Here is a 19862-nt window from a genome sequence, read left to right on the forward strand (position 1 = left end):
CCGGCCGGGCCGAGGTAGCCGGAATTGGTGAAGGGCTGAGCAGAGAGGGCGCGCCGGCCGGGCCGAGGTGGCCGGAATTGGTGAAGGGCTGAGCAGAGAGGGCGCGCCGGCCGGGCCGACGGGCCGGGATTGGTGAGAGGCTGAAGGGAGAGGGAGTGCTCGCCGGGCGGCGGCGCCGGAATGGTGAGAGGTCCGCACCGGTGGTCGAGGGCTGCCGTCGAACGGGTCCCGATCCGTGGCCGGGCGGCGGCTTGGGCGCGCTTGCCGGCGGCGCGTAGGGTGGCGGGCGATGTCTGCCCTTCGCCTGAGTCTCTCCGGAGCCGCCCTGCTGGTCGTCGCCCTCGGTGCGGCCGCCTGTGGTGGCGATCCGGCCCCCGCGGGTCAGGCCCCCGCCGCCGCGGAGTCGCCCGGCCGTCAGGTGTCCAGCGCGGCCGCCTCCGGTGCGCCCGGTAACGCCGGGCTGGCCTCCGAGGGTGCCGGCGCCGTCCCCAAGGGCACCACGAAGCACGCCTTCCCCCTGCAGGGCAAGGGCTCCTACTCGCACGACCACCACGACTACCCGGCCAGCGACATCATCGCCAGCTGCGGCCTCAACGCGCTCTCCCCGGTCGACGGCACCGTGCTGGAGGTCACCAAGGTCGACACCTGGACGGCCAAGGTCAACGAGGGCTCCTCGCGCGGCGGACTGTCGGTGTCGATTCTGGGTAACGACGGCGCGCGGTACTACATGTCGCACTTCTCCGTCATCGACGACGGCATCGCGGCGGGCACGGTGGTCCAGGCCGGGCAGCCGGTGGCCAAGGTCGGGCGGACCGGCGACGCCAGCGCCTGTCACATCCACTTCGGGCTCTCCCCGGCGTGCGCGAAGACCGGCGACTGGTGGACCCGCCGCGGGGTGATCTGGCCCTGGTCCTACCTGGACGCGTGGAAGGCCGGCAAGGAGAAGTCCCCGGTCACCGAGCTGGAGGCGTGGCAGCAGAAGAACGGCTGCCCGGCCAAGGCCACCGCCGATCCGTAGGGCGGCTCAGCTGTGCTCCAGGCAGAAGGGGTGGCCGGCCGGGTCGCTGTACACCCGGAAGCCCGCCTCCTTCGTCGAGAGCAGCTGCGCGCCCATGCGCAGGACCTTGGACTCCGCGGCGTCGATGTCGTCGACCCAGATGTCCAGGTGGAGCTGCTGCGGGTAGTTCGGGTCCGGCCACTGCGGCGGGATGTGGTTCGGCGCGTGCTGGAAGCTGATCCGGCTGCCGCCGTCGCCGATGTCGATCCAGTCGCCGTCGACCTTCGTGATCGGCAGGTCGAGCAGCTCCGAATAGAACCGCGCGAGGGCATGGGGGTCCGAAGCGTCGAGCACGACTGACGAGAGTCTCGCAATCATCCCCCCATCGTGCCCCACCGGTATGACAAAAAACTAAGAAGTGGCCTGCGCCTGGATCGCGGTGATGGCGACGGTGTTCACGATGTCCTTCACCGTCGCGCCCCGGGACAGGTCGTTGACCGGCTTGCGCAGGCCCTGCATCACCGGGCCCACCGCCACCGCGCCCGCCGAGCGCTGGACCGCCTTGTACGTGTTGTTGCCCGTGTTCAGGTCCGGGAACACGAACACCGTCGCCTGGCCGGCCACCGGGCTCCCGGGCAGCTTGGTCGCGGCCACCGCGGGGTCGATCGCCGCGTCGTACTGGATCGGGCCCTCGACCGGCAGGTCCGGGCGCCGGGCGCGGACGATGGCCGTGGCCTCGGCGACCTTTGTGACGTCGGCGCCGGAGCCGGAGGTGCCGGTGGAGTACGACAACATCGCCACGCGCGGGGTCACCCCGAAGCGCGCGGCGGTGCCGGCCGAGGAGAGCGCGATGTCGGCCAGCTGCTCGGCGTCGGGGTCGGGGTTCACCGCGCAGTCGCCGTACACCAGGACGCGGTCGGGCAGCAGCATGAAGAACACGCTGGAGGCGACGCTCAGCCCCGGCACCGTCTTGATGATCTCGAAGGCCGGGCGGATCGTGGCCGCGGTGGTGTGGGTCGCGCCCGACACCATGCCGTCGGCGTGCCCGAGCTGCACCATGAGCGTCCCGAAGTACGACACGTCGGCCACGACGTCGCGCGCGAGGTCGAACGTGACGCCCTTGTGCGCCCGCAGGTCGCGGTAGGTCGCCGCGAACTCCTCCCGCAGCGGGCTGGTGACCGGGTCGACGATCTCCGCGGCGCCGAGGTCGAGGCTCAGGTCCCGCGCCTTGGCCCGGATCGCCGCGGGATCGCCGAGCAGGGTCAGGTCGGCGACGCCCCGGCGCAGCAGGATGTCCGCGGCGCGCAGGATTCTCTCCTCGGTACCTTCGGGCAGCACGAGGCGCCGCCGGTCCGCCCGGGCGCGGTCGATGAGGTCGTACTCGAACATCAGCGGCGTCACCCGCGCCGAGGCGGTCAGCTCCAGCACGTCCGCGAGCGCGGCCGTGTCCACATTGGACTCGAACGCGCCCAGGGCGGCCTCGACCTTGCGCGGGTTGGCCGCGCTGAGCCGGTGCTCCATGCGCGTGGACGACGCGATGGTGTCGTAGCTTCCCGACGGTACCGACAGCACCGCGAGCCCGGGGTTGAGCCGCTCGAAGAGGCTCAGCGCGACGGGGTCGGGCGCGATGCCGAGGGTGAGCACGATCCCGGCCAGCGGCACCAGGCCCGACGCGTGCGCGGCGCCCGCGGCCACGAGCAGGTCGGCCCGGTCCCCGGGCGTGATGAGCAGGCAGTCGGGGGTGAGATGGCCCAGTACCGCCGGCACCTGCGCCGCCCCCACGACATAGTCGAGCACGTCGCGCCCGAGCGCCGCGTCCCGGTCGCCGCCGGCGGTCACCACGCTCGCGCCGAGCTGGGCGGCGACCTCGGCCACGGTCGGCGCGCCGACGGTCGGCACGTCCGGGATGACGAAGCAGGGCACCGGGAGCTTTGGCGCGGGTACCGCCGAAACGGTCTTGTTCAGCACCACGGCGGCGACCGTCGCGTCGAGGTCGGCCAGCGCGTGGTAGGCCTGGCGGGCCATCGAGTCCAATGTGGACTCGTCGGCTCCGCTGCCGTTGACGACCGACACCACGACCGCGCCGAACTCGTTGGCCAGGCGGGCGTTGAACGCGAGGTCGTCGTCGATGTCGGTGCCGATGACCACGACCGCCTCGTGCTGCTGCGAGACCAGGCGGAAGTGCTCGACGACCTGCCCGACGAGCTCCTCGGCGCGTCCGGCCGCGAGCATCGCCGCCGCCTCCGGATACGTCACGCCGTAGAGGCGGTCGTCCCCGATCGTGTACCGCGAGCGCAGCAACTCCAGCAGAACGTCCTCCGACGCGGGAGCGACGGGCCGGAAAACACCGATCCGCGGCACCTTGCGCGACAGCAGTTCGGCCAGTCCGAGAGCCACGGCCGACTTGCCGGAGTCGGGTCCGTGCTCGACGAGGTACACGATGCGGGCCACGGCGATAGTCTGCCTGGCATGATCCTCGTGCTCAACAGCGGCTCCTCGTCGGTGAAGTTTCGTGTCGTGGATCTCGCCGACCCGGCGGCGGGGGAGCGGGGCCTGATCGAGAAGATCGGCGAGCCGGGCGGCGTACCCGACCACGCGGCCGCGCTCGAACAGGTGCTCGACGGCCTCGACGCCGCCGCGATCGAGGCCGTCGGGCACCGGATCGTGCACGGCGGGTCGCGCTTCCACGCGCCCGTGGTCGTCGACGACGCGGTGCTCGACACCGTGCGCGAGCTGGTACCGCTGGCCCCGCTGCACAACCCCGGCGGCATCACCGGCATCGAGGCGGCCCGCGCGAAGCTCCCGGCGGTGCCGCACGTGGCCGTGTTCGACACCGCGTTCCACGCGACGATCCCGCCCGCCGCGGCCACGTACGCGATCGATCGCGAACTTGCCGCACGGTACGACATCCGGCGTTTCGGCTTTCACGGCACCTCGTGCGCCTATGTGTCCGCGCGCGCCGCCGACCTGCTGGGCCGCCCCCTGGAGGATCTCAACCTGGTCGTGCTGCACCTGGGCAACGGCGCCAGCGCCACCGCCGTGCGGGGCGGGCGCAGCGTCGACACGTCGATGGGCCTGACCCCGCTGGAGGGCCTGGTCATGGGCACCCGCTCGGGTGACCTGGACCCGGCCGTCCCCGCCTACCTGCACCGCGTGGCCGGGATGGACTTCGCCGCCGTCGACGACACCCTGCAGCGCCACGCGGGCCTGCTCGGCCTGGCCGGCGTGAACGACATGCGCACCGTGCTGGAGCACCGGGCCTCCGGCGACGAGGCGGCGGCGCTTGCCTTCGACGTGTACTGCCACCGCATCCGCAAGTACGTCGGCGCCTTCCACGCCGTGCTGGGCCGCCTCGACGCGATCGTGTTCACGGCGGGGGTGGGCGAGCACGCCCCGGCCGTGCGGGCGGCGTCGCTGAGCGGCCTGGAGTCGTGGGGCATCACCGTGGACGCGGCGCGCAACGAGGCGAACGAGCGCATCATCAGCCCCGACGGTGCGCGGGTCGCGGTGTGCGTGGTACCGACGGACGAGGAGCACGCGATCGCCGAGCAGACGGCCGCGCTCGTACTCTGAGATCTGGCATGATGCATCGATGCTCCTGCGCCGTCTCGGTGGCCTCGCGTGTCTGCTGGTGGCCCTGACCGCGCTCGTGGTCGCCGGACCGGGCCGCGGAGCCGGGCGGCGTAGTATCGGGCCGCTACGCCCCTTCGGAGCCGGGCGGTGTCCTGCAGTTCGACGAGCCGGCCTGGCTGTCGGCTCCCCACCCGCCGCGCGAGGTGCGCGTCGACCTCGTGGTGCAGCGCGCCGACGACGGTGCGGCCGAGGTCAGCGCGGCCTACGACGTGACCCTACGGCCGGGCGATCCGCTGATCCCGCTGATCCGCATCGGTGACGTCGGCGGCCAGCAGCTGGCCGCCCGAGTTGTGGGCGGCCCGTGGGTGGACAGCCGAGTGATCGTGCAGACCTCGGGTCCGGGCAGCGAGACGCACGTGTCGTGGCGCTACGTGGTCCGTGCCGGCCCACCCTTCGCGGTGGGCTTCGACGATGTGCCCTCATCGCTCGGCGCGCCGGCCACCGTGCACCGCACGGTCCGTCTCGAGGTGCGGGGCTGCACGATCCTCGCCGTGCGCGGCGGCGAGGTCCAGGACCAGGACGCCACGCACGTGACGGTCACGGGCGCCGAGGCGATCGAGATCCGGCTCGATTCGGACACGTCCGCGACCGCGGTGGAGGCCGGCGCGGACTCCGGCGGCACGTCGGGCTGGTTGTACGTGGTCGTCGAGTCGCTGCGGCAGGGGTGGTTCGCCTGGTCGCTGGCCCTGCTCCTGCCCTGGCTCGCGGTCGCGGCGATCCGCCGCGGCCCGACGCGACGGCTGGCGAACGTCGCGACGATCTTCGTGCTCGCGTGCATCGTCGTCGGCTCGGTGATGATCTGGGCCGACGTCGAGGTGGTCGGCCGGGTCGGCTTCGCCCTGTTCTGCGTGGCGATGCCGCTGCTCCTGCTGGCCGTGCCGTGGGCCGCCGGCATCGTCCGGCCGCGCGCCCGTGACCTCACGGTCGCCGCGGCGGCGGCGGCCGGCGTGGCGTTGATTCCGGCCGGACTGTACGGGCACACCCTGCCCGCGCTGGCCGGATGGGCGCTCGTCTTCGGACCGCCGGCGGCCGGGTTCGCCACCGCGCTCCTCCTCCGGCGGGCGGCCCTGGCCGGCGCGGCCGCCGCGTTCGCCGGGGTCGCCGTCGCGCTCGGGCTGTCGCGCTACCTCTTCGTCGGCCGGCCGGCCGAGGGCGAGGTCGCGGCGATGGCGATCGGGCTGGTCTGGGCGCTGCTGTTCGGCGTGCCGCTGGTGCTGCGCCGCTCCCTGTGGTGGCTCGCGGCGGTGCTGCCGGTCGGTGCCCTGCTGCTGGTGCGGCCGGTGCGGCTGGCCCTGGAGCCGGTGTCGACCTTCCGCGGGGGACCGGACGCCGGGTTCACCTGGCAGAGCCTGGGGACGCAGTCGCGGACGCTTGCCGGTCTGGTGCTCATCGGGACGCTGGCCGGGCTGCTCGCGCGGGCCGGCCGCGAGCCGGGGGCGCTGCGCGAGCGGGGGATGGCCCCCGCGGCCGTGGCGCTGGCGCTGGGCGTCGCCATCGATCCCGCGCCGTTCAGCTGGGCCCACGTCGCGGCCATCGGGGCGTTGTGGGGCGGGCTGGTGGTGCTGCTGCCGAAGGGCGATCCGCGGGCCCGGCTCGTCTCCCCCGGGACGCACGGGCGCCTGGTACGGGCCGAGTTGCGGCGGCGCATGCTGCGCATCGCGGCGGCGGACGTATACCGTGGCGGCCGGGCCCGGCTGGCCGGTGAGCCCGAGGCGATCGAGGCCTACGACGGGGCGCAGCAGCGGCTCGACGAGGCCGTCGCGCGCGGCGGGCAACCCATCGACGGGGTGGCGGTCGGCGACGCGTTCACCACCGATGCCGGGCGCGCGCCGACGCTGAACGCGTTCGCCGCGGTCGGGTACGCCGCTCCCGCGGCGGCGTTGCTCATCATCTACGAGGTGGTCGCGCTGCTGCAGCAGGACGACCGCTCGGCGGCCGACCTCACGCTGCTCGGACTGGCCGACACGGCGCGGCACCTGCTGCGGTGGCCCGTGTTCGCGGCCCTGTTCGGGTACTGCTATCCGCTGCTTCGGGGCAACGGGCCGCTCCCCAAGGCGCTCAACCTCGCGGCCGTCGTGCTGGTGGCCGAGCTGCTGCCGGTCCTCGCCGACCCGCACGTCACGGCCAGCGGGCGCCAGCTGGTGATCGCGCTGTTGCTGCGCGCCGGCCAGGTGCTCGTGTTCTTCGTGGTGCTGGGGTTGCTGTGGGAGCGGCGCCTCGCCGTGCTCGCCGACGTCGGATGGAACCGGCTCCGCGATCTGCGCCGGGCCACCACGCTCGCGGCCCCCGCCGGGACGGTCGTGCTCACGGTGGTCACCGCGCTCGGTACCGCCCTGGCCGGGGCGGCCGCCGCCGCGCTCATCGCCAATCAGGCGCCCGCGCCGCCGTCGCCGCCGCGGCCCTCGCCGTCGGTGTCAGCCGGTCGCTGAACCCACCGGCGTCCAGGTCGGGTACTTGGCCGCTCGCCCGTCGCCCGAGGAGCGGCCCCGCAGGCGCCGGCTCACCCAGGGCAGCACGTGCTCCCGGTAGTACCGCGCCTCCGCCAGCAGCCCCCGCGCCGAGCCCAGCCCCGCCTCGACCTGATGCGCCGCCGTCGGGTGGCCCAGCGCGGTCAGCACCAGCCCCGCCACCCGCCGGTGCCCGGCCGAGTTCAGGTGCAGGCGGTCCCCGGACCAGTACGGCGCGCGGCGGACCTCCTCGTCGCCGAACACGTTCACGAACACGACGTTGTCGTAGCGCGCTGTGAGCTCCTGGACCGCCGCCGACAGGATCGTGCCCTTGCGGTGGATGACCTTGCCCATGGGCAGATGCTCCGACGGGTCCGCGCCGCTGAGCAGGAGCATCCGTACACCGGCCGCCGTCGTGCGCTGCAGGGCGGACTCGGTCAGCCGCAGCAGATGCTCGATGTCGGTGCCGCGGCGCATCATGTCGTTGCCGCCGCCGTTGAGGGACAGCAGCGTCGGCGGCGGGGCCAGGGACAGGGCCACACCCAGCTGCTCGTCCAGGATCGGGCCCAGGAGACGGCCGCGGATGGCCAGATTCGCGTACTGCACCTCCTCGCCCGTCGCCGCCGCCAGCCCGGCCGCGACCAGGTCGGCCCAGCCACGCGGCGTACCGTCCGTCCGCTCGTCGCCCATGCCCTCGGTGAAACTGTCGCCGATCGCCACGTACCGCACGGTTTGTCCCCCTCCGCCGCGTGCTGCCCAGACCAGCATCATCCAGAGACGTCACGGGCGGCCGGGGCGCGGGCCCTGATTGTCGTGCCCGTCACGTATGGGCGCACACGACGGTGGCGGAGCTGAGGCCCGCGCCCTCTGGAGCTCAGTGGACGCTGAGGTAGTCGACGTTCGGTCCTCCGCCGGCGGTCGTGGCGGTGGCGCGGACGGTGAAGGTAGCGGCGGTCACCGGTACCGTCACGGTCACGTCCTGCCAGGTGTTCCAGTCGGCGGTGGGGTTGAAGGCGACGCCGGCGGCGACGACGGTGCCGTTGACGGCGATGTCCATCGGCCTGTTGGCGGTCGTGCCGTTGGCGACGCGGAAGGTCAGCGCTGCGGTGCCCGCCGCCGTGGGTGCGGTCACCGACCACTGGACGTAGCCGCCGGCGATGTTGGTGTAGTCGACGAAGCCGGTGCCCGAGTAGCCGGTGTGGTTGGTCGCGACCGTGCCCTGGGCGATCGTCGCGTTCTCCGCCTCGTACCGCACGGCCCCGGTCGCCGGCACCGTCCGGGTCGCCACGTTCCAGCCCGACACCCGCACCGACGGGGCCGCGCCGGCCAGGTCGCTCGTGCGGTACGTCGCGGTCAGCGTCTTCGACTCGCCCGGCCACAGGCTGATCTCGTTGTCGTCCCACTGGATCGGCAGCACCGGCTTGCCGGCCGCGCCGATCACGTGCGCGTCCACGTAGAACGCCGGCGTCTTGCCGGTCGAGGTGTTGCGCAGCGTGACGGTCGTCGTCGTGGTGCCGCCCGCCGCGCTCGACGCCGCCGTCGCCGACACCGGCGCCTGGGCCATGCCCGACAGGCCCTTGAGGTTGGCGTAGCTGGTCGTCGGCGCGTAGTACCAGTCGTTGTTCGCCCAGTCGACCGTGTCGGGCGCGGTCGACAGCCAGTAGACGTTGCGGCTGACCTCGGCGCCCGACGAGTCGAGCAGCACGAGTTTGGCGAGGTAGGTGCCGGCGATGCCGCTGATCGACGACGGCACGGTCAGCGCGGTGGCCCGCCCGCCGTCGCCCGCCACCGTCGGGGTCGCCGCCGTCCGGGCGTAGACCTCGGTGCCGTCGGGGTTGTACAGGTTCACCTTGACCGTCAGGCCGCTTGCCGGGCCGTGCCGCTGGTTGACCACGACGACCGAGCGATTGTCGTAGGACCACTGCACGTGCAGCGGCTCGTTGGCCTTCTTGGCGCCGTAGTACGCGCCGTTCTGGTCCAGGTAGTAGTCGAACAGCTGCCAGTGCAGCGAGGTCCAGCCGCTGTTGAGCATCCAGTAGATGACGCCGCCGGCCGGGTTCGAGGAGTCGGTGAAGTTGCGCCGGTAGGACTCGAACTGCGCCCGGACGTTCTCGTACTGGGCCAGCTGCGCCTTGCGTACGTAGTCGTCCAGGCCGGTCGGCGCCCCGTAGCGGCCGGTGATGGCGTTGTCGAAGATCTTCAGCGTGTTGAAGGTGTCCGACGGCGAGCGGTGGTACTGCGTCGCGTTCGGGTTCTGCCACAGCGCGCTCAGCTCCCCGGCGGACATCATCCGGTTGAGCGTGTCCATGGTCGGCACGTCCGGGCCGGCGCTGGTCTCGGAGTTGAAGCCCCAGGCGCCGCCGCTGTCGGAGTGCGCCTTGTCGTACCAGTAGTTCGGCGGGATCCACTCATACGGCCCGGTCATCTTCATCCCCGACGGGCCGGTCCGGGGAGCCGAGCTGTCCGACGCCGCGGCGATGACCGGGGTCGGCCAGTCGGCGGCGGTCAGCGCGTCCAGGTAGTTCTTCTCGATTGTCGCGTCGGGCGCGAAGTCGCTGCCGATGAGGAACGAGATGACGCTCGGGTGGCCGCGCAGCCGGGCGGCCTCGGCGGCCATCGACGCCTTCGCGATCGGGTAGTCGGCCGACGTCCAGACGTCGCCGGGCTCGTCGCCGTTGACCTGGCCCTCCCATTTGTCGCAGCACTCCCAGCCGGGCAGCGTGAGGATGCCGTACCGGTCGGTCAGGTCGAAGAACTCGTCCGCCTCGATGTGCCCCTCCAGGCGGATCGTGTTGAGCCCGAGGTCGAGCGCGTAGCGCAGCTTGTCCTCTACATAACCGGGATTCCACCGCAGGAACAGGTCCGGCGACCAGCCGCCGCCGCGGATCTGCAACGGGCGTCCGTTGATGGTGTACCGCCGGTGCCCGCTCGCATCCAGCGGTGCCTGCACGTCACGAACGCCGAACCGCTGGTGCCCGGCGTCGCTGGCCGTGCCGCCGGCCGACGCGGTCAGGTTCAGGTCGTACAGCGGCTGCCCGCCCATGCCGGCCGGCCACCAGACCTGCGGATCGGCCAGCGTCACCTGGCCGAAGGTGACCGTCTTCGTCTCGTGCGCGGCCAGGCTCACGGATTGCGACACGGCGGTGCCGGCGACGCTGCCGGAGACCGTCGCGGTGATCGCGGCGGCGGAGTCGTTGCGCACGTCGGCCTTCGCGGTAAGCGTCGCGCGGTCCAGCGCCGGCGTGCTGAGCCGCGTGACCACGTGGGCGTTGCGCAGCGCCACCGCGCCGGATCGGCGCAGCGTCACGTCGCGGACGATGCCCATGTTCTTGTCCGGCGGTGTCTGCACCCAGTCGATCCACCCCATCGTGAGGTCCCGGTCGGGGTCGTTCGGGTAGACCTTGATGGCGACGCTGTTGACGCCGCTGTGGACGATCGCGGTCAGGTCCAGCTCGTGGTCGGTGTAGGCGCCGGCGATCGTGGCGCTCGTGGCGACCTGGGTGCCGTTGACCCAGACGTCGGCCTTGGACAGCACGCCGGTGACGTCGACGAACGTGTGCAGCCCGGTCTCGGAGCCGAGCGTGAAGTCCGCGCGGTACCACCACGGCACGGTGAAGTCCGCGGTGGGGATCGACCGCATATTCGTGGAGTAGAACGGGTCGGGGTACACGCCGTTCTGCAGCAGGCCGGCGAGGACGGTGGAGCGGGCCGAGACCGCGTACCAGCCTGAGGTCGCGTACCCGGGCCGCGAGATCGTGCCGCCGGTGTCGGCGGTGCGGCCCGACGACCGCATGGCGAAGCCGGGGATCGCGGTCGGCGTGCCGGGCGCGGCGGAGACTTGGACGGCGGCCCGCTGCATGCCCGCCGGCGGGCGGGCCAGGGCAGGTTCCGCGCCGTTGCCGGCCAGCGCGACGGCCGTGGTCGCCGCGACGAGCAGTTGTAGCCAGGAACCGGTTCGAGTTTTGAGCAGCATGACGCCTCCCGGGTGACAAGCGGTCTGCGTGCACGGGCATCCGACAGCGAAGGTCGACTGTTAAAGAGTCTTACTATTTAACAGTTGTCGATGTTAGGCGCGCGGTTCGGATGCGGTCAAGGCCGCGATCAGCGCCAGCCGCGCGGGTGCGTCGCGGCGCGCGGGCCGCTCCCGCGCAGCTCGCCGCCGGCCGCCTCCGCGAGGATGTCCGCCAGCTCCGTGAAGCCGTCCCGAACCAGCCCCGCGGTGATCCGCACATGGTCGGAGTCCAGGTGACGCACCTCGAACGGCGCGCCGGGCGCGACCGCCACCCCATGGGCCGCCAGCGTGAGCAGCGCAACCTGCTGATTGGCCACGGCCATCCAGATGTTGATCCCGTCCGCGCCGGTGGCCGCGACCCCGCGCTCGTCGAGGGCGTCGAGCAGGGCGGTGCGGCGGCGGGCGTACTCGTCGCGGGCGTGGGCCACCTGACGTACCGTCGCCGGGTCGGTGAGCAGCTCGACCAGGACGGCCTGCAGGAGTCGCGACGACCAGCCGGGGCCGAGCAGCCGCCGGTCGGTGACGGCGGTGACGACCGACGCGGGGCCGCCGATCGCGGCCAGGCGCAGGTCGGGGCCGTGGCTCTTGGAGAAGCTGACGACGTGCACGGTGCGGTCCGGCAGGCGGCGGCCCAGGCTCACCGGCGGCGCGGTCGCGATCGCCCCGGCGTGGTCGTCCTCGATCACGGTGACGCCGGGGTGGCGGGCCAGGATGCGGGCGAGCTTGTCGGCGCGCGCCTGGGTCATGCTGGCGCCGGTCGGGTTGTGCGCGCGCGGCTGCAGGAACAGCGCGACCGGTTCGCAGCCGGCCAGGGCGGCGGTGAGCGCGTCGGGGCGCAGGCCGTGCTCGTCGAGGCCGACCCCGACGACGGTGGCGCCGACCGTCTCCAGCAGGTCGAGGGTCGGCGGGAAGGCCGGGTCCTCGACGAGCACGTGGTCGCCGAAGCGGACCACGACGCCGGCGATGCGGTCGAGCGCGTCCATGGCGCCGTCGACGACGGTGATCTGCTCGGGCGGGTACGGCCAGCGCCCGCGCAGCGCCTCCTCCAGGCCCGGCAGCACGGCGCCGTCGAGGTACGAGGTGGTCAGCCGGGCGTCGCCGATGCGCTTGAGGGCCTCGGTGAGGCTCGGCAGCAGGTCGTAGTCCGGCACGCCGGTCGAGTAGTCGCGCAGCAGGCCGCCGCGCAGCTCACCCACGCGGGTGCCGAGCTGGGCGTACCGCAGGCGCTGGCGCGGCGCCGAAGGACCGGACACGAACGTGCCGGAGCGGCCCCGGGTCTGGATGGCGCCCGCGCGGGCCAGGCTGCGCCACGCCTCGCTGACCGTGGTCGGGCTGATCCCGAGCTCGCGGGCGACGTCGCGCACGGTGGGCAGGCGGGTGCCGGCGGGCAGCGTCCCCGCCGTGACGAGGCGGCTGACGGCCGCCGCGATGCCCCGGGCCGACCGGTCGTCCACCGCTCCGGTGATCAGCGCTAGCAAATTACATCTCCGAAACATTCTGTAACGCTCGGACCATTGTCCGCCTAGATTTGTGTCGTTAGTGTCCTACGGCATCCGACCCGATACAAGGTCATCTGCCGCCGGACGACATCCCCGCCACCGGCCACTGTGGACCGACCAGAGAGGGGCAGCCATGACGATCATCCGCGCCGCCCTCGTCCAGACCAACTGGACGGGCGACAAGGAATCGATGATCAAGGCGCACGAGGACTACGCACGGCAGGCCGCCGCCCAGGGCGCCAAGGTCATCTGCTTCCAGGAGCTGTTCTACGGCCCGTACTTCTGCCAGGTGCAGGACACCGCCTACTACGAGTACGCCGAGTCGATCCCCGGCCCGACCACCGAGCGCTTCCAGGCCCTCGCGGCCGAGCTCGGGATGGTCATGATCCTGCCGATGTACGAGCAGGAGCAGCCCGGCGTGCTGTACAACACCGCGGCCGTCGTCGACGCCGACGGCAAATACCTGGGCAAGTACCGCAAGAACCACATCCCCCAGGTGAAGGGCTTCTGGGAGAAGTTCTACTTCCGCCCCGGCAACCTCGGCTACCCCGTCTTCGACACCGCCGTGGGCAAGGTCGGCGTGTACATCTGCTACGACCGCCACTTCCCCGAGGGCTGGCGCGCGCTCGGGCTCAACGGCGCCCAGATCGTGTTCAACCCGTCGGCGACCAGCCGCGGCCTGAGTGCGTACCTGTGGCAGCTGGAGCAGCCGGCCAGCGCCGTCGCGAACGAGTACTTCATCGGCGCGATCAACCGCACCGGCATCGAGGACCTCGGCGAGAACGACTTCTACGGCACCAGCTACTTCGTCGACCCCGAGGGCAAGTTCGTCGGCGAGGTCGGCGACGCGCACAACCCCGAGCTCATCGTCCGCGACCTCGACCTCGACCTGCTCGCCGCGGTCCGCGACCGCTGGCAGTTCTACCGCGACCGCCGGCCGGACGCCTACGGGGAGCTGGTGCAGCCGTGATCGCTCCGCAGCGAAGCGAGGAGGACGGATGAGCAGCTTGCTGATCAAGGGCGGGACGGTGGTCGGCCCGCAGGGCGCCATCCCGGCCGACGTGCTCGTCATCGGCGAGAAGGTCTCCGCGATCTTCATGCCGGGCGACGGGCCGGTCGAGGGCGACTTCGAGGTGCTCGACGCGACCGGGAAGTACGTCATCCCGGGCGGCGTCGACGCGCACACGCACATGGAGCTGCCGTTCGGCGGCACCTTCGCCAGCGACACGTTCGACACGGGCACGCGGGCGGCCGCGTTCGGCGGTACCACCACCATCATCGACTTCGCGGTCCAGCGCACCGGCGAGGTCGTCCAGGACGGGCTCGCCGCGTGGCACGCCAAGGCGGCCGGCGAGTGCCACATCGACTACGCCTTCCACCAGATCCTCGGCGGCGTCGACGACGAGTCGCTCAAGGCGATGGACCAGCTGGTCACCGACGAGGGGATCACCAGCTTCAAGCTCTTCATGGCGTACCCCGGGGTCTTCTACAGCGACGACGGGCAGATCCTGCGGGCCATGCAGAAGGCCCGGGACAACGGCGCCATGATCATGATGCACGCCGAGAACGGCCCGGCCATCGACGTGCTCGTCAAGCAGTCCCTGGAACGCGGCGAGACCGACCCGATCCACCACGGGCTCACCCGCCCGGAGGCGCTCGAGGCCGAGGCCACCAGCCGGGCGATCTGGCTGGCCAGCGTGGCCGCCGACTGCCCGCTGTACATCGTGCACCTCTCGGCCAGCAAGGCCCTGGAGCAGGTCGCCGCCGCCCGGGACCTCGGCCGCAACGTGTTCGCCGAGACCTGCCCGCAGTACCTGTACCTCACCCTGGAGGACCAGCTCGGCGCCCCCGGCTTCGAGGGCGCGAAGTGGGTCTGCTCCACCCCGCTGCGCAGCAAGCACGAGAGCCACCGCGCCGACCTGTGGAAGGGCCTGCGCAGCAACGACCTCTCCGTGGTCTCCACCGACCACTGCCCCTTCTGTTTCAAGGACCAGAAGGAGCTCGGCATCGGCGACTTCTCGAAGATCCCCAACGGCATCGGCAGCGTCGAGCACCGCGTCGACCTGCTGTACCAGGGGGTCGTCGACGGCAAGCTGTCGCTGGCCCGCTGGGTCGAGACGATCGCGACGACCCCGGCGCGCATGTTCGGCCTGTACCCGCGCAAGGGCGTCGTCGCGCCCGGGTCCGACGCCGACATCGTGCTGTACGACCCCTCGGCGCGCACCCGCATCAGCGTCGAGACGCACCACATGAACATGGACCATTCGGCGTGGGAGGGCGTGGAGATCGCCGGCAAGGTCGACACGGTCATCTCCCGCGGGAGCGTGATCGTCTCCGGCGACACGTACCACGGCCGCAAGGGTCACGGGCAGTTCCTCCGCCGGGGGCTGTCGGACTATCTCCTGTAGGGGTTGCGATATGCGAGAGATCAAGCACTGGCTCGACGGGCAGGCCGTCTCCGGCACCAGCGGCCGGCGGCTGCCGGTCTGGGACCCGGCCACCGGCGAGCAGCAGGCGTACGTCGTCGCCGCGACCGCCGCCGAGACCGACACCGCCGTGGCGAGCGCCCTGGCCGCGTTCCCGGCCTGGCGGGCGGCCTCGCTGTCCCGCCGCGCCGAGGTCATGTTCCGCTTCCGCGAGCTCGTCGACGCCAACCGCAAGGAGATCGCCGCGCTGGTCTCCGCCGAGCACGGCAAGACCGTCGCCGACGCCGGCGGCGAGCTGGCCCGGGGCCTGGAGAACATCGAGTTCGCCACCGGCGCCCCGCACCTGCTCAAGGGCGGCTACAGCGAGCAGGCCAGCTCCGGCGTGGACGTGTACTCCATCCGCCAGCCGCTGGGCGTCGTCGCCGGCATCACGCCGTTCAACTTCCCGGCGATGGTGCCGATGTGGATGTTCTGCAACGCGCTCGTGTGCGGCAACACGTTCATCCTCAAGCCCAGCGAGAAGGACCCGTCCGCCTCCCTGCTGCTGGCCGACCTGCTGCGCCAGGCCGGCTTGCCCGACGGCTGCTTCAACGTCGTGCAGGGCGACCGGGAGGCCGTCGAGCGGCTCATCGCGCACCCCGACGTGCAGGCGCTGAGCTTCGTCGGCTCGACCCCGATCGCCCGGGCGGTCTACGAGGCCGGCACCCGCGCCGGCAAGCGGGTCCAGGCGCTCGGCGGGGCCAAGAACCACATGGTGGTGCTGCCGGACGCCGACGTGGACGCGGCCGCCGACGCCGCCGTCTCGGCCGGCTACGGCTCGGCGGGGGAGCGGTGCATGGCCGTCTCCGTCGTCGTCGCGGTCGGCGCCGTCGCCGACCCGCTCGTGGCCGCGATCGGCGAGCGGATCGGCCGGATCGCGGTCGGCCCGGCCACCGACCCGGCCGCGGAGATGGGCCCGCTCATCACCCGCGAGCACCGCGACCGCGTGGCCGGCTACCTGGCCGAGCCGGGCTCGGCCGAGGTGGTCGTCGACGGGCGGGAGGCGCCGGTCAGCTCCGGCCCCGGCTTCTTCCTCGGCGCGTCGCTGGTGGACAAGGTCACCCCGGACTCGCCGCTGTACCGCGACGAGATCTTCGGCCCGGTGCTGTCGGTCGTGCGCGCGGACTCCTACGACGAGGCGGTCCAGCTCGTCAACGACAACGAGTACGGCAACGGCACCGCGATCTTCACCCGGGACGGCGGCGCCGCGCGGCGGTTCCAGTACGACGTGGTCTGCGGCATGGTCGGCGTGAACGTGCCGGTGCCGGTCCCGGTCGCCTACTACAGCTTCGGCGGCTGGAAGTCCTCGCTCTTCGGCGACCTGCACATGTACGGCCCCGAAGGCATCCAGTTCTACACACGCAGCAAGGTCGTCACCTCCCGCTGGCCGGACCCGGCCACGTCCGAGGTCGACCTCGGCTTCCCGAAGGTGCGGTGACGGCATGGACATAGGGGTGGTGCTGCAGTGCGACCCGCCCGCCCTGGGCGTGGTCGAGCTGGCCAAGAAGGCCGAGGCGGCCGGCTTCAGCCACGTGTGGACGTTCGACTCGCACGTGCTGTGGCAGGAGCCGTTCGTCATCTACAGCAAGATCCTCGCCGACACCGAGCGGGTCGTGGTCGGCCCGATGGTGACCAACCCGGGCACCCGGGACTGGACGGTCACCGCGTCGCTGTTCGCCACCCTCAACGAGATGTACGGCAACCGCACCGTCTGCGGCATCGGCCGCGGCGACTCGGCGGTGCGGGTGCTCGGCTCCCGCCCCACGACGCTCGCCGAGCTGCGCGAGTGCGTGCAGGTCGTCCGCGAGCTCGGCAACGGCCGCGCGGTACACCTGCGCGACCGCGACCTGCAGTTCGCGTGGGCGCCCGACAGCCGCCTCGAGGTCTGGGTCGCCGCCTACGGGCCGAAGGCGCTCGCGCTGACCGGGGAGGTCGGCGACGGGTACATCCTGCAGCTGGCCGACCCCGACATCGCGGCCTGGATGATCGGGGCGGTGCGCGCCGCGGCCGAGCGGGCCGGGCGGGACCCGGCGGCGATCAAGTTCTGCGTCGCCGCCCCGGCCTACGTCGGCGACGACCTGGCCCACCAGCGGGACCAGACCCGCTGGTTCGGCGGCATGGTCGGCAACCACGTCGCCGACATCGTGGCCCGCTACGGCGCCGGCGGCGCCGTGCCGACCGTGCTCACCGACTACATCAAGGGCCGGCAGGGCTACGACTACGCCGAGCACGGCCGGGCCGGGAACACGCACACCGACTTCGTTCCCGACGAGGTCGTCGACCGGTTCTGCATCCTGGGCCCGATCGGGCACCACCTCAAGCGCCTCGCCGAGCTCAAGGAGCTCGGCGTGGACCAGTTCGCCCTGTACCTGCAGCACGACGCGAAGGAGTCCACGCTCGCCGCCTACGGCGAGCATGTCATCCCGGTCGTCTCATGAAACGCGTGCTGGGTGCCCTCGCCGGGGTCGCCGCCTTCGTCCTGCTGTGGGAGGGCTACAAGGCGGTCGGGAACGACGAGGGCACCGCCGTCTTCGGCGTGCGCATCCTGCCCCGCGCCGACGATCTGTCCATGCCGCACCTGTACACCGTGCTGGAGCGCCTGTCGCGGCCCGAGCTGACCGGCGGGCGGCCGATCTGGCGCGTGGTCCTGGACGCGTGCCGGTTCACGTTAGGCGTGACAATGGTCGGCTTCGCCGCCGGCGTGCTCATCGGCTTCGTGCTCGCGGTGCTCATGCAGCGCTTCCGGGTCGTGGAGCGGGGGCTGCTGCCGTACGTCATCCTGTCCCAGACCGTGCCGCTGGTGGCGCTCGCCCCGCTGGTGGCCGGCTGGAGCGGGGCGCTGTCGTTCGGCCCCTACCCGTGGCAGGACTGGATGACGGTGTCCACCATCGCCGCCTACCTCGCGTTCTTCCCGATCGCCGTCGGGCTGCTGCGCGGCCTGCAGTCGCCCCCGTCCGCCGGCGTCGAGCTCATGCGCTCCTACGCCGCCGGCTGGTGGCGCACGCTGGTCAAGCTCCGGCTCCCGGCCGCCCTGCCGTTCCTCTTCCCGGCGCTGCGGCTGGCCGGCGCGGCCGCGGTCGTCGGCGCCGTCGTCGGCGAGATCTCCACCGGCACCCGCGGCGGGATCGGCCGGCTCGTCATCGAGTACTCCCGGGAGGCCACCTCCGACCCGGCCAAGGTCTACACCGCGATGCTGGGCGCCGCGCTGCTCGGCCTGTGCGTCGCCGCGTTCGTGAGCCTGCTCGAGCTCCCCCTCATGCGCCATCGCCGACAAGTCGAGGTGAACGTCATATGACCGCGGTGTCGATCGCGGGCGTCACCAAGGTGTTCAACCAGGGCCGCCCCGACGAGGTGGCGGCACTGTCCGATGTGGACCTGGACGTCGACGACGGGCAGTTCGTCTCCCTCATCGGCCCGTCCGGGTGCGGCAAGTCGACGCTGCTGCGGCTCATCGCCGACCTCATCGAGCCGACCACCGGCGCGGTCACCGTGGCCGGCAAGCCCGCCGGGCAGGCCCGCCGCGAGCAGGGGTACGGCATCGCCTTCCAGCAGGCCGGGCTCTTCGAGTGGCGCACCGTGCGCCGCAACGTCGAGCTGCCGCTGGAGCTGCGCCGGATCCCGCGCCAGCAGCGGCGCACCCGCGCGGAGGAGATGCTCGCGCTGGTCGGGCTCGCCGACTTCGGCGGCCACTACCCGGCCCAGCTCTCCGGCGGCATGCAGCAGCGGGTCGCGATCGCGCGGGCTCTGGCGGTACACCCGCCGCTGCTGCTGATGGATGAGCCGTTCGGCGCCCTGGACGAGATGACCCGCGAGCGCCTGCAGGGCGAGCTCCTGCAGATCTGCGCGGCCACGCGCACCTCGACCGTGTTCGTCACGCACTCCATCTCCGAGGCGGTGTTCCTCTCCGACAAGGTCGTCGTGATGTCGGCCCGCCCCGGCCGGATCACCGCCACCATCGACATCGCCCTGGGCGAGCGCAACGAGGCCGTGCGCCAGTCGACCGCCTACTTCGACCACGTCACGGCCGTGCGCAAGGCGCTGCGGTCATGAGGCGGATCCTGCCGCCGCTGCTCGTCGGCATCCTCGGCCTCGCCGGGTGGGAGCTGGTGGTCAAGGCGGGCCGGATCGCCCCCTTCATCCTGCCGGCCCCGTCGGCGATCTGGGCCGAGCTCGTCGAGCAGCGCACCAACGTGCTCGACGCGGCCCTGGCCAGCGGGGCCAACGCGCTCGTCGGCCTGGTCGGCGGCACCGTCGTGGCCGTGCTCGCCGCGCTGGCCACCAGCCGGGTGCGGCTGCTCAGCGAGGTCTCGGTGCCGTTCGCGGCGGTGCTCAACGCGCTGCCGATCATCGCGCTGGCGCCGATCCTCAACAACATGTTCGAGTCGACCAGCAGCCTGCCGCGCCGGCTGGTCGCCGGGATCATCGTGTTCTTCCCGGTCTTCCTCAACACGCTGCGCGGGCTGCGGGAGGTCGACCCGACCCACCGCGAGCTGATGGCCAGCTACGCCGCGGGCGGCTGGACCTTCGCCCGCCTGGTGCGCCTGCCGGGCGCGCTGCCCCACCTGTTCACCGGCCTGCGGCAGGCATCGTCGCTGGCCGTGATCGCCGCCGTCGTCGCGGAGTACTTCGGCGGCCTGCAGGACGGGCTCGGCGCGCGGATCACCTCCGCCGCCGCGTTCACCGCGTATCCCCGGGCGTGGGCGTTCGTCTTCGGCGCCTGCGTCCTCGGGCTCGTCTTCTACCTCACGACGCTGCTGCTGGAGCGTCTCGCGATGCCTTGGAAGTCCCGTTTCTGACGGAGGTTCCCCC

At 72.4% G+C, this 19862-nt stretch carries 15 protein-coding genes; 10 read left to right on the top strand and 5 right to left on the bottom strand.

Annotated elements, in window-relative coordinates:
- Window positions 1-289 precede the first annotated feature (289 nt).
- Window positions 290-1018 (top strand): M23 family metallopeptidase, encoded by a 729-nt coding sequence (locus AB0B76_RS21275; RefSeq protein WP_360377621.1) that lies wholly within the window; start codon window positions 290-292, stop codon window positions 1016-1018.
- A gap of 6 nt (window positions 1019-1024) precedes the next feature.
- On the opposite strand, the gene AB0B76_RS21280 is transcribed toward AB0B76_RS21275, so the two are convergent.
- A complete protein-coding gene (locus tag AB0B76_RS21280) occupies window positions 1025-1375 on the bottom strand; it encodes a VOC family protein (protein WP_360377623.1) in 351 nt (116 codons plus the stop codon).
- A gap of 33 nt (window positions 1376-1408) precedes the next feature.
- Window positions 1409-3448, bottom strand: coding sequence for a phosphate acetyltransferase (gene pta / locus AB0B76_RS21285; protein ID WP_360377625.1), 2040 nt, complete (start codon window positions 3446-3448; stop codon window positions 1409-1411).
- Between the two features lie 18 nt (window positions 3449-3466).
- Here pta and AB0B76_RS21290 point away from each other — a divergent pair, with 18 nt between their 5' ends.
- Both AB0B76_RS21290 and AB0B76_RS21295 read left to right on the top strand, forming a co-directional pair.
- Window positions 3467-4570, top strand: a complete 1104-nt coding sequence (locus AB0B76_RS21290; protein WP_360377628.1) for an acetate kinase — start codon at window positions 3467-3469, stop codon at window positions 4568-4570.
- 203 nt (window positions 4571-4773) lie between these two features.
- The gene (locus AB0B76_RS21295; RefSeq protein ID WP_360377630.1) at window positions 4774-7059 is read left to right on the top strand and encodes a hypothetical protein; all 2286 of its coding nucleotides are present in this window, start codon (window positions 4774-4776) and stop codon (window positions 7057-7059) included.
- Here AB0B76_RS21295 and AB0B76_RS21300 read toward each other — a convergent pair.
- From AB0B76_RS21300 to AB0B76_RS21310, 3 genes are all read right to left on the bottom strand, one after another.
- Window positions 7045-7806, bottom strand: a complete 762-nt coding sequence (locus AB0B76_RS21300; protein WP_360377633.1) for an SGNH/GDSL hydrolase family protein — start codon at window positions 7804-7806, stop codon at window positions 7045-7047. The genes AB0B76_RS21295 and AB0B76_RS21300 overlap by 15 nt on opposite strands.
- A gap of 145 nt (window positions 7807-7951) precedes the next feature.
- Window positions 7952-11050: a carbohydrate-binding protein gene (locus tag AB0B76_RS21305; protein ID WP_360377635.1), complete on the bottom strand. Its 3099-nt coding sequence runs from the start codon at window positions 11048-11050 to the stop codon at window positions 7952-7954.
- Between the two features lie 128 nt (window positions 11051-11178).
- Entirely contained in the window at window positions 11179-12543 is a 1365-nt protein-coding gene (locus AB0B76_RS21310) for an aminotransferase class I/II-fold pyridoxal phosphate-dependent enzyme (protein ID WP_360377637.1), read from the bottom strand.
- 178 nt (window positions 12544-12721) lie between these two features.
- Between AB0B76_RS21310 and AB0B76_RS21315 the strand changes: the two genes are divergently transcribed.
- Genes AB0B76_RS21315 through AB0B76_RS21345 form a run of 7 tightly spaced genes read left to right on the top strand, consistent with a single transcriptional unit; the run spans window position 12722 to window position 19849 of the window.
- Window positions 12722-13558: a nitrilase-related carbon-nitrogen hydrolase gene (locus AB0B76_RS21315; RefSeq protein ID WP_360377640.1), complete on the top strand. Its 837-nt coding sequence runs from the start codon at window positions 12722-12724 to the stop codon at window positions 13556-13558.
- A 28-nt stretch (window positions 13559-13586) separates the two neighbouring features.
- The gene (hydA, locus tag AB0B76_RS21320; RefSeq protein ID WP_360377642.1) at window positions 13587-14996 is read left to right on the top strand and encodes a dihydropyrimidinase; all 1410 of its coding nucleotides are present in this window, start codon (window positions 13587-13589) and stop codon (window positions 14994-14996) included.
- 10 nt (window positions 14997-15006) lie between these two features.
- Window positions 15007-16491: a CoA-acylating methylmalonate-semialdehyde dehydrogenase gene (locus AB0B76_RS21325; protein WP_360377645.1), complete on the top strand. Its 1485-nt coding sequence runs from the start codon at window positions 15007-15009 to the stop codon at window positions 16489-16491.
- 4 nt (window positions 16492-16495) lie between these two features.
- The gene (locus tag AB0B76_RS21330; RefSeq protein WP_360377648.1) at window positions 16496-17491 is read left to right on the top strand and encodes a TIGR03842 family LLM class F420-dependent oxidoreductase; all 996 of its coding nucleotides are present in this window, start codon (window positions 16496-16498) and stop codon (window positions 17489-17491) included.
- Window positions 17488-18348 carry an ABC transporter permease subunit gene (locus AB0B76_RS21335; RefSeq protein ID WP_360377651.1) on the top strand — a complete coding sequence of 287 codons (861 nt, stop codon included), beginning with the start codon at window positions 17488-17490 and terminating at the stop codon, window positions 18346-18348. The genes AB0B76_RS21330 and AB0B76_RS21335 overlap by 4 nt, the downstream gene beginning before the upstream one ends.
- The gene (locus tag AB0B76_RS21340; protein WP_360377654.1) at window positions 18345-19103 is read left to right on the top strand and encodes an ABC transporter ATP-binding protein; all 759 of its coding nucleotides are present in this window, start codon (window positions 18345-18347) and stop codon (window positions 19101-19103) included. The genes AB0B76_RS21335 and AB0B76_RS21340 overlap by 4 nt, the downstream gene beginning before the upstream one ends.
- Window positions 19100-19849, top strand: coding sequence for an ABC transporter permease (locus AB0B76_RS21345; protein WP_360377657.1), 750 nt, complete (start codon window positions 19100-19102; stop codon window positions 19847-19849). The genes AB0B76_RS21340 and AB0B76_RS21345 overlap by 4 nt, the downstream gene beginning before the upstream one ends.
- Window positions 19850-19862: the final 13 nt, after the last annotated feature.

It is taken from the genome of Dactylosporangium sp. NPDC049140 (assembly GCF_040648435.1).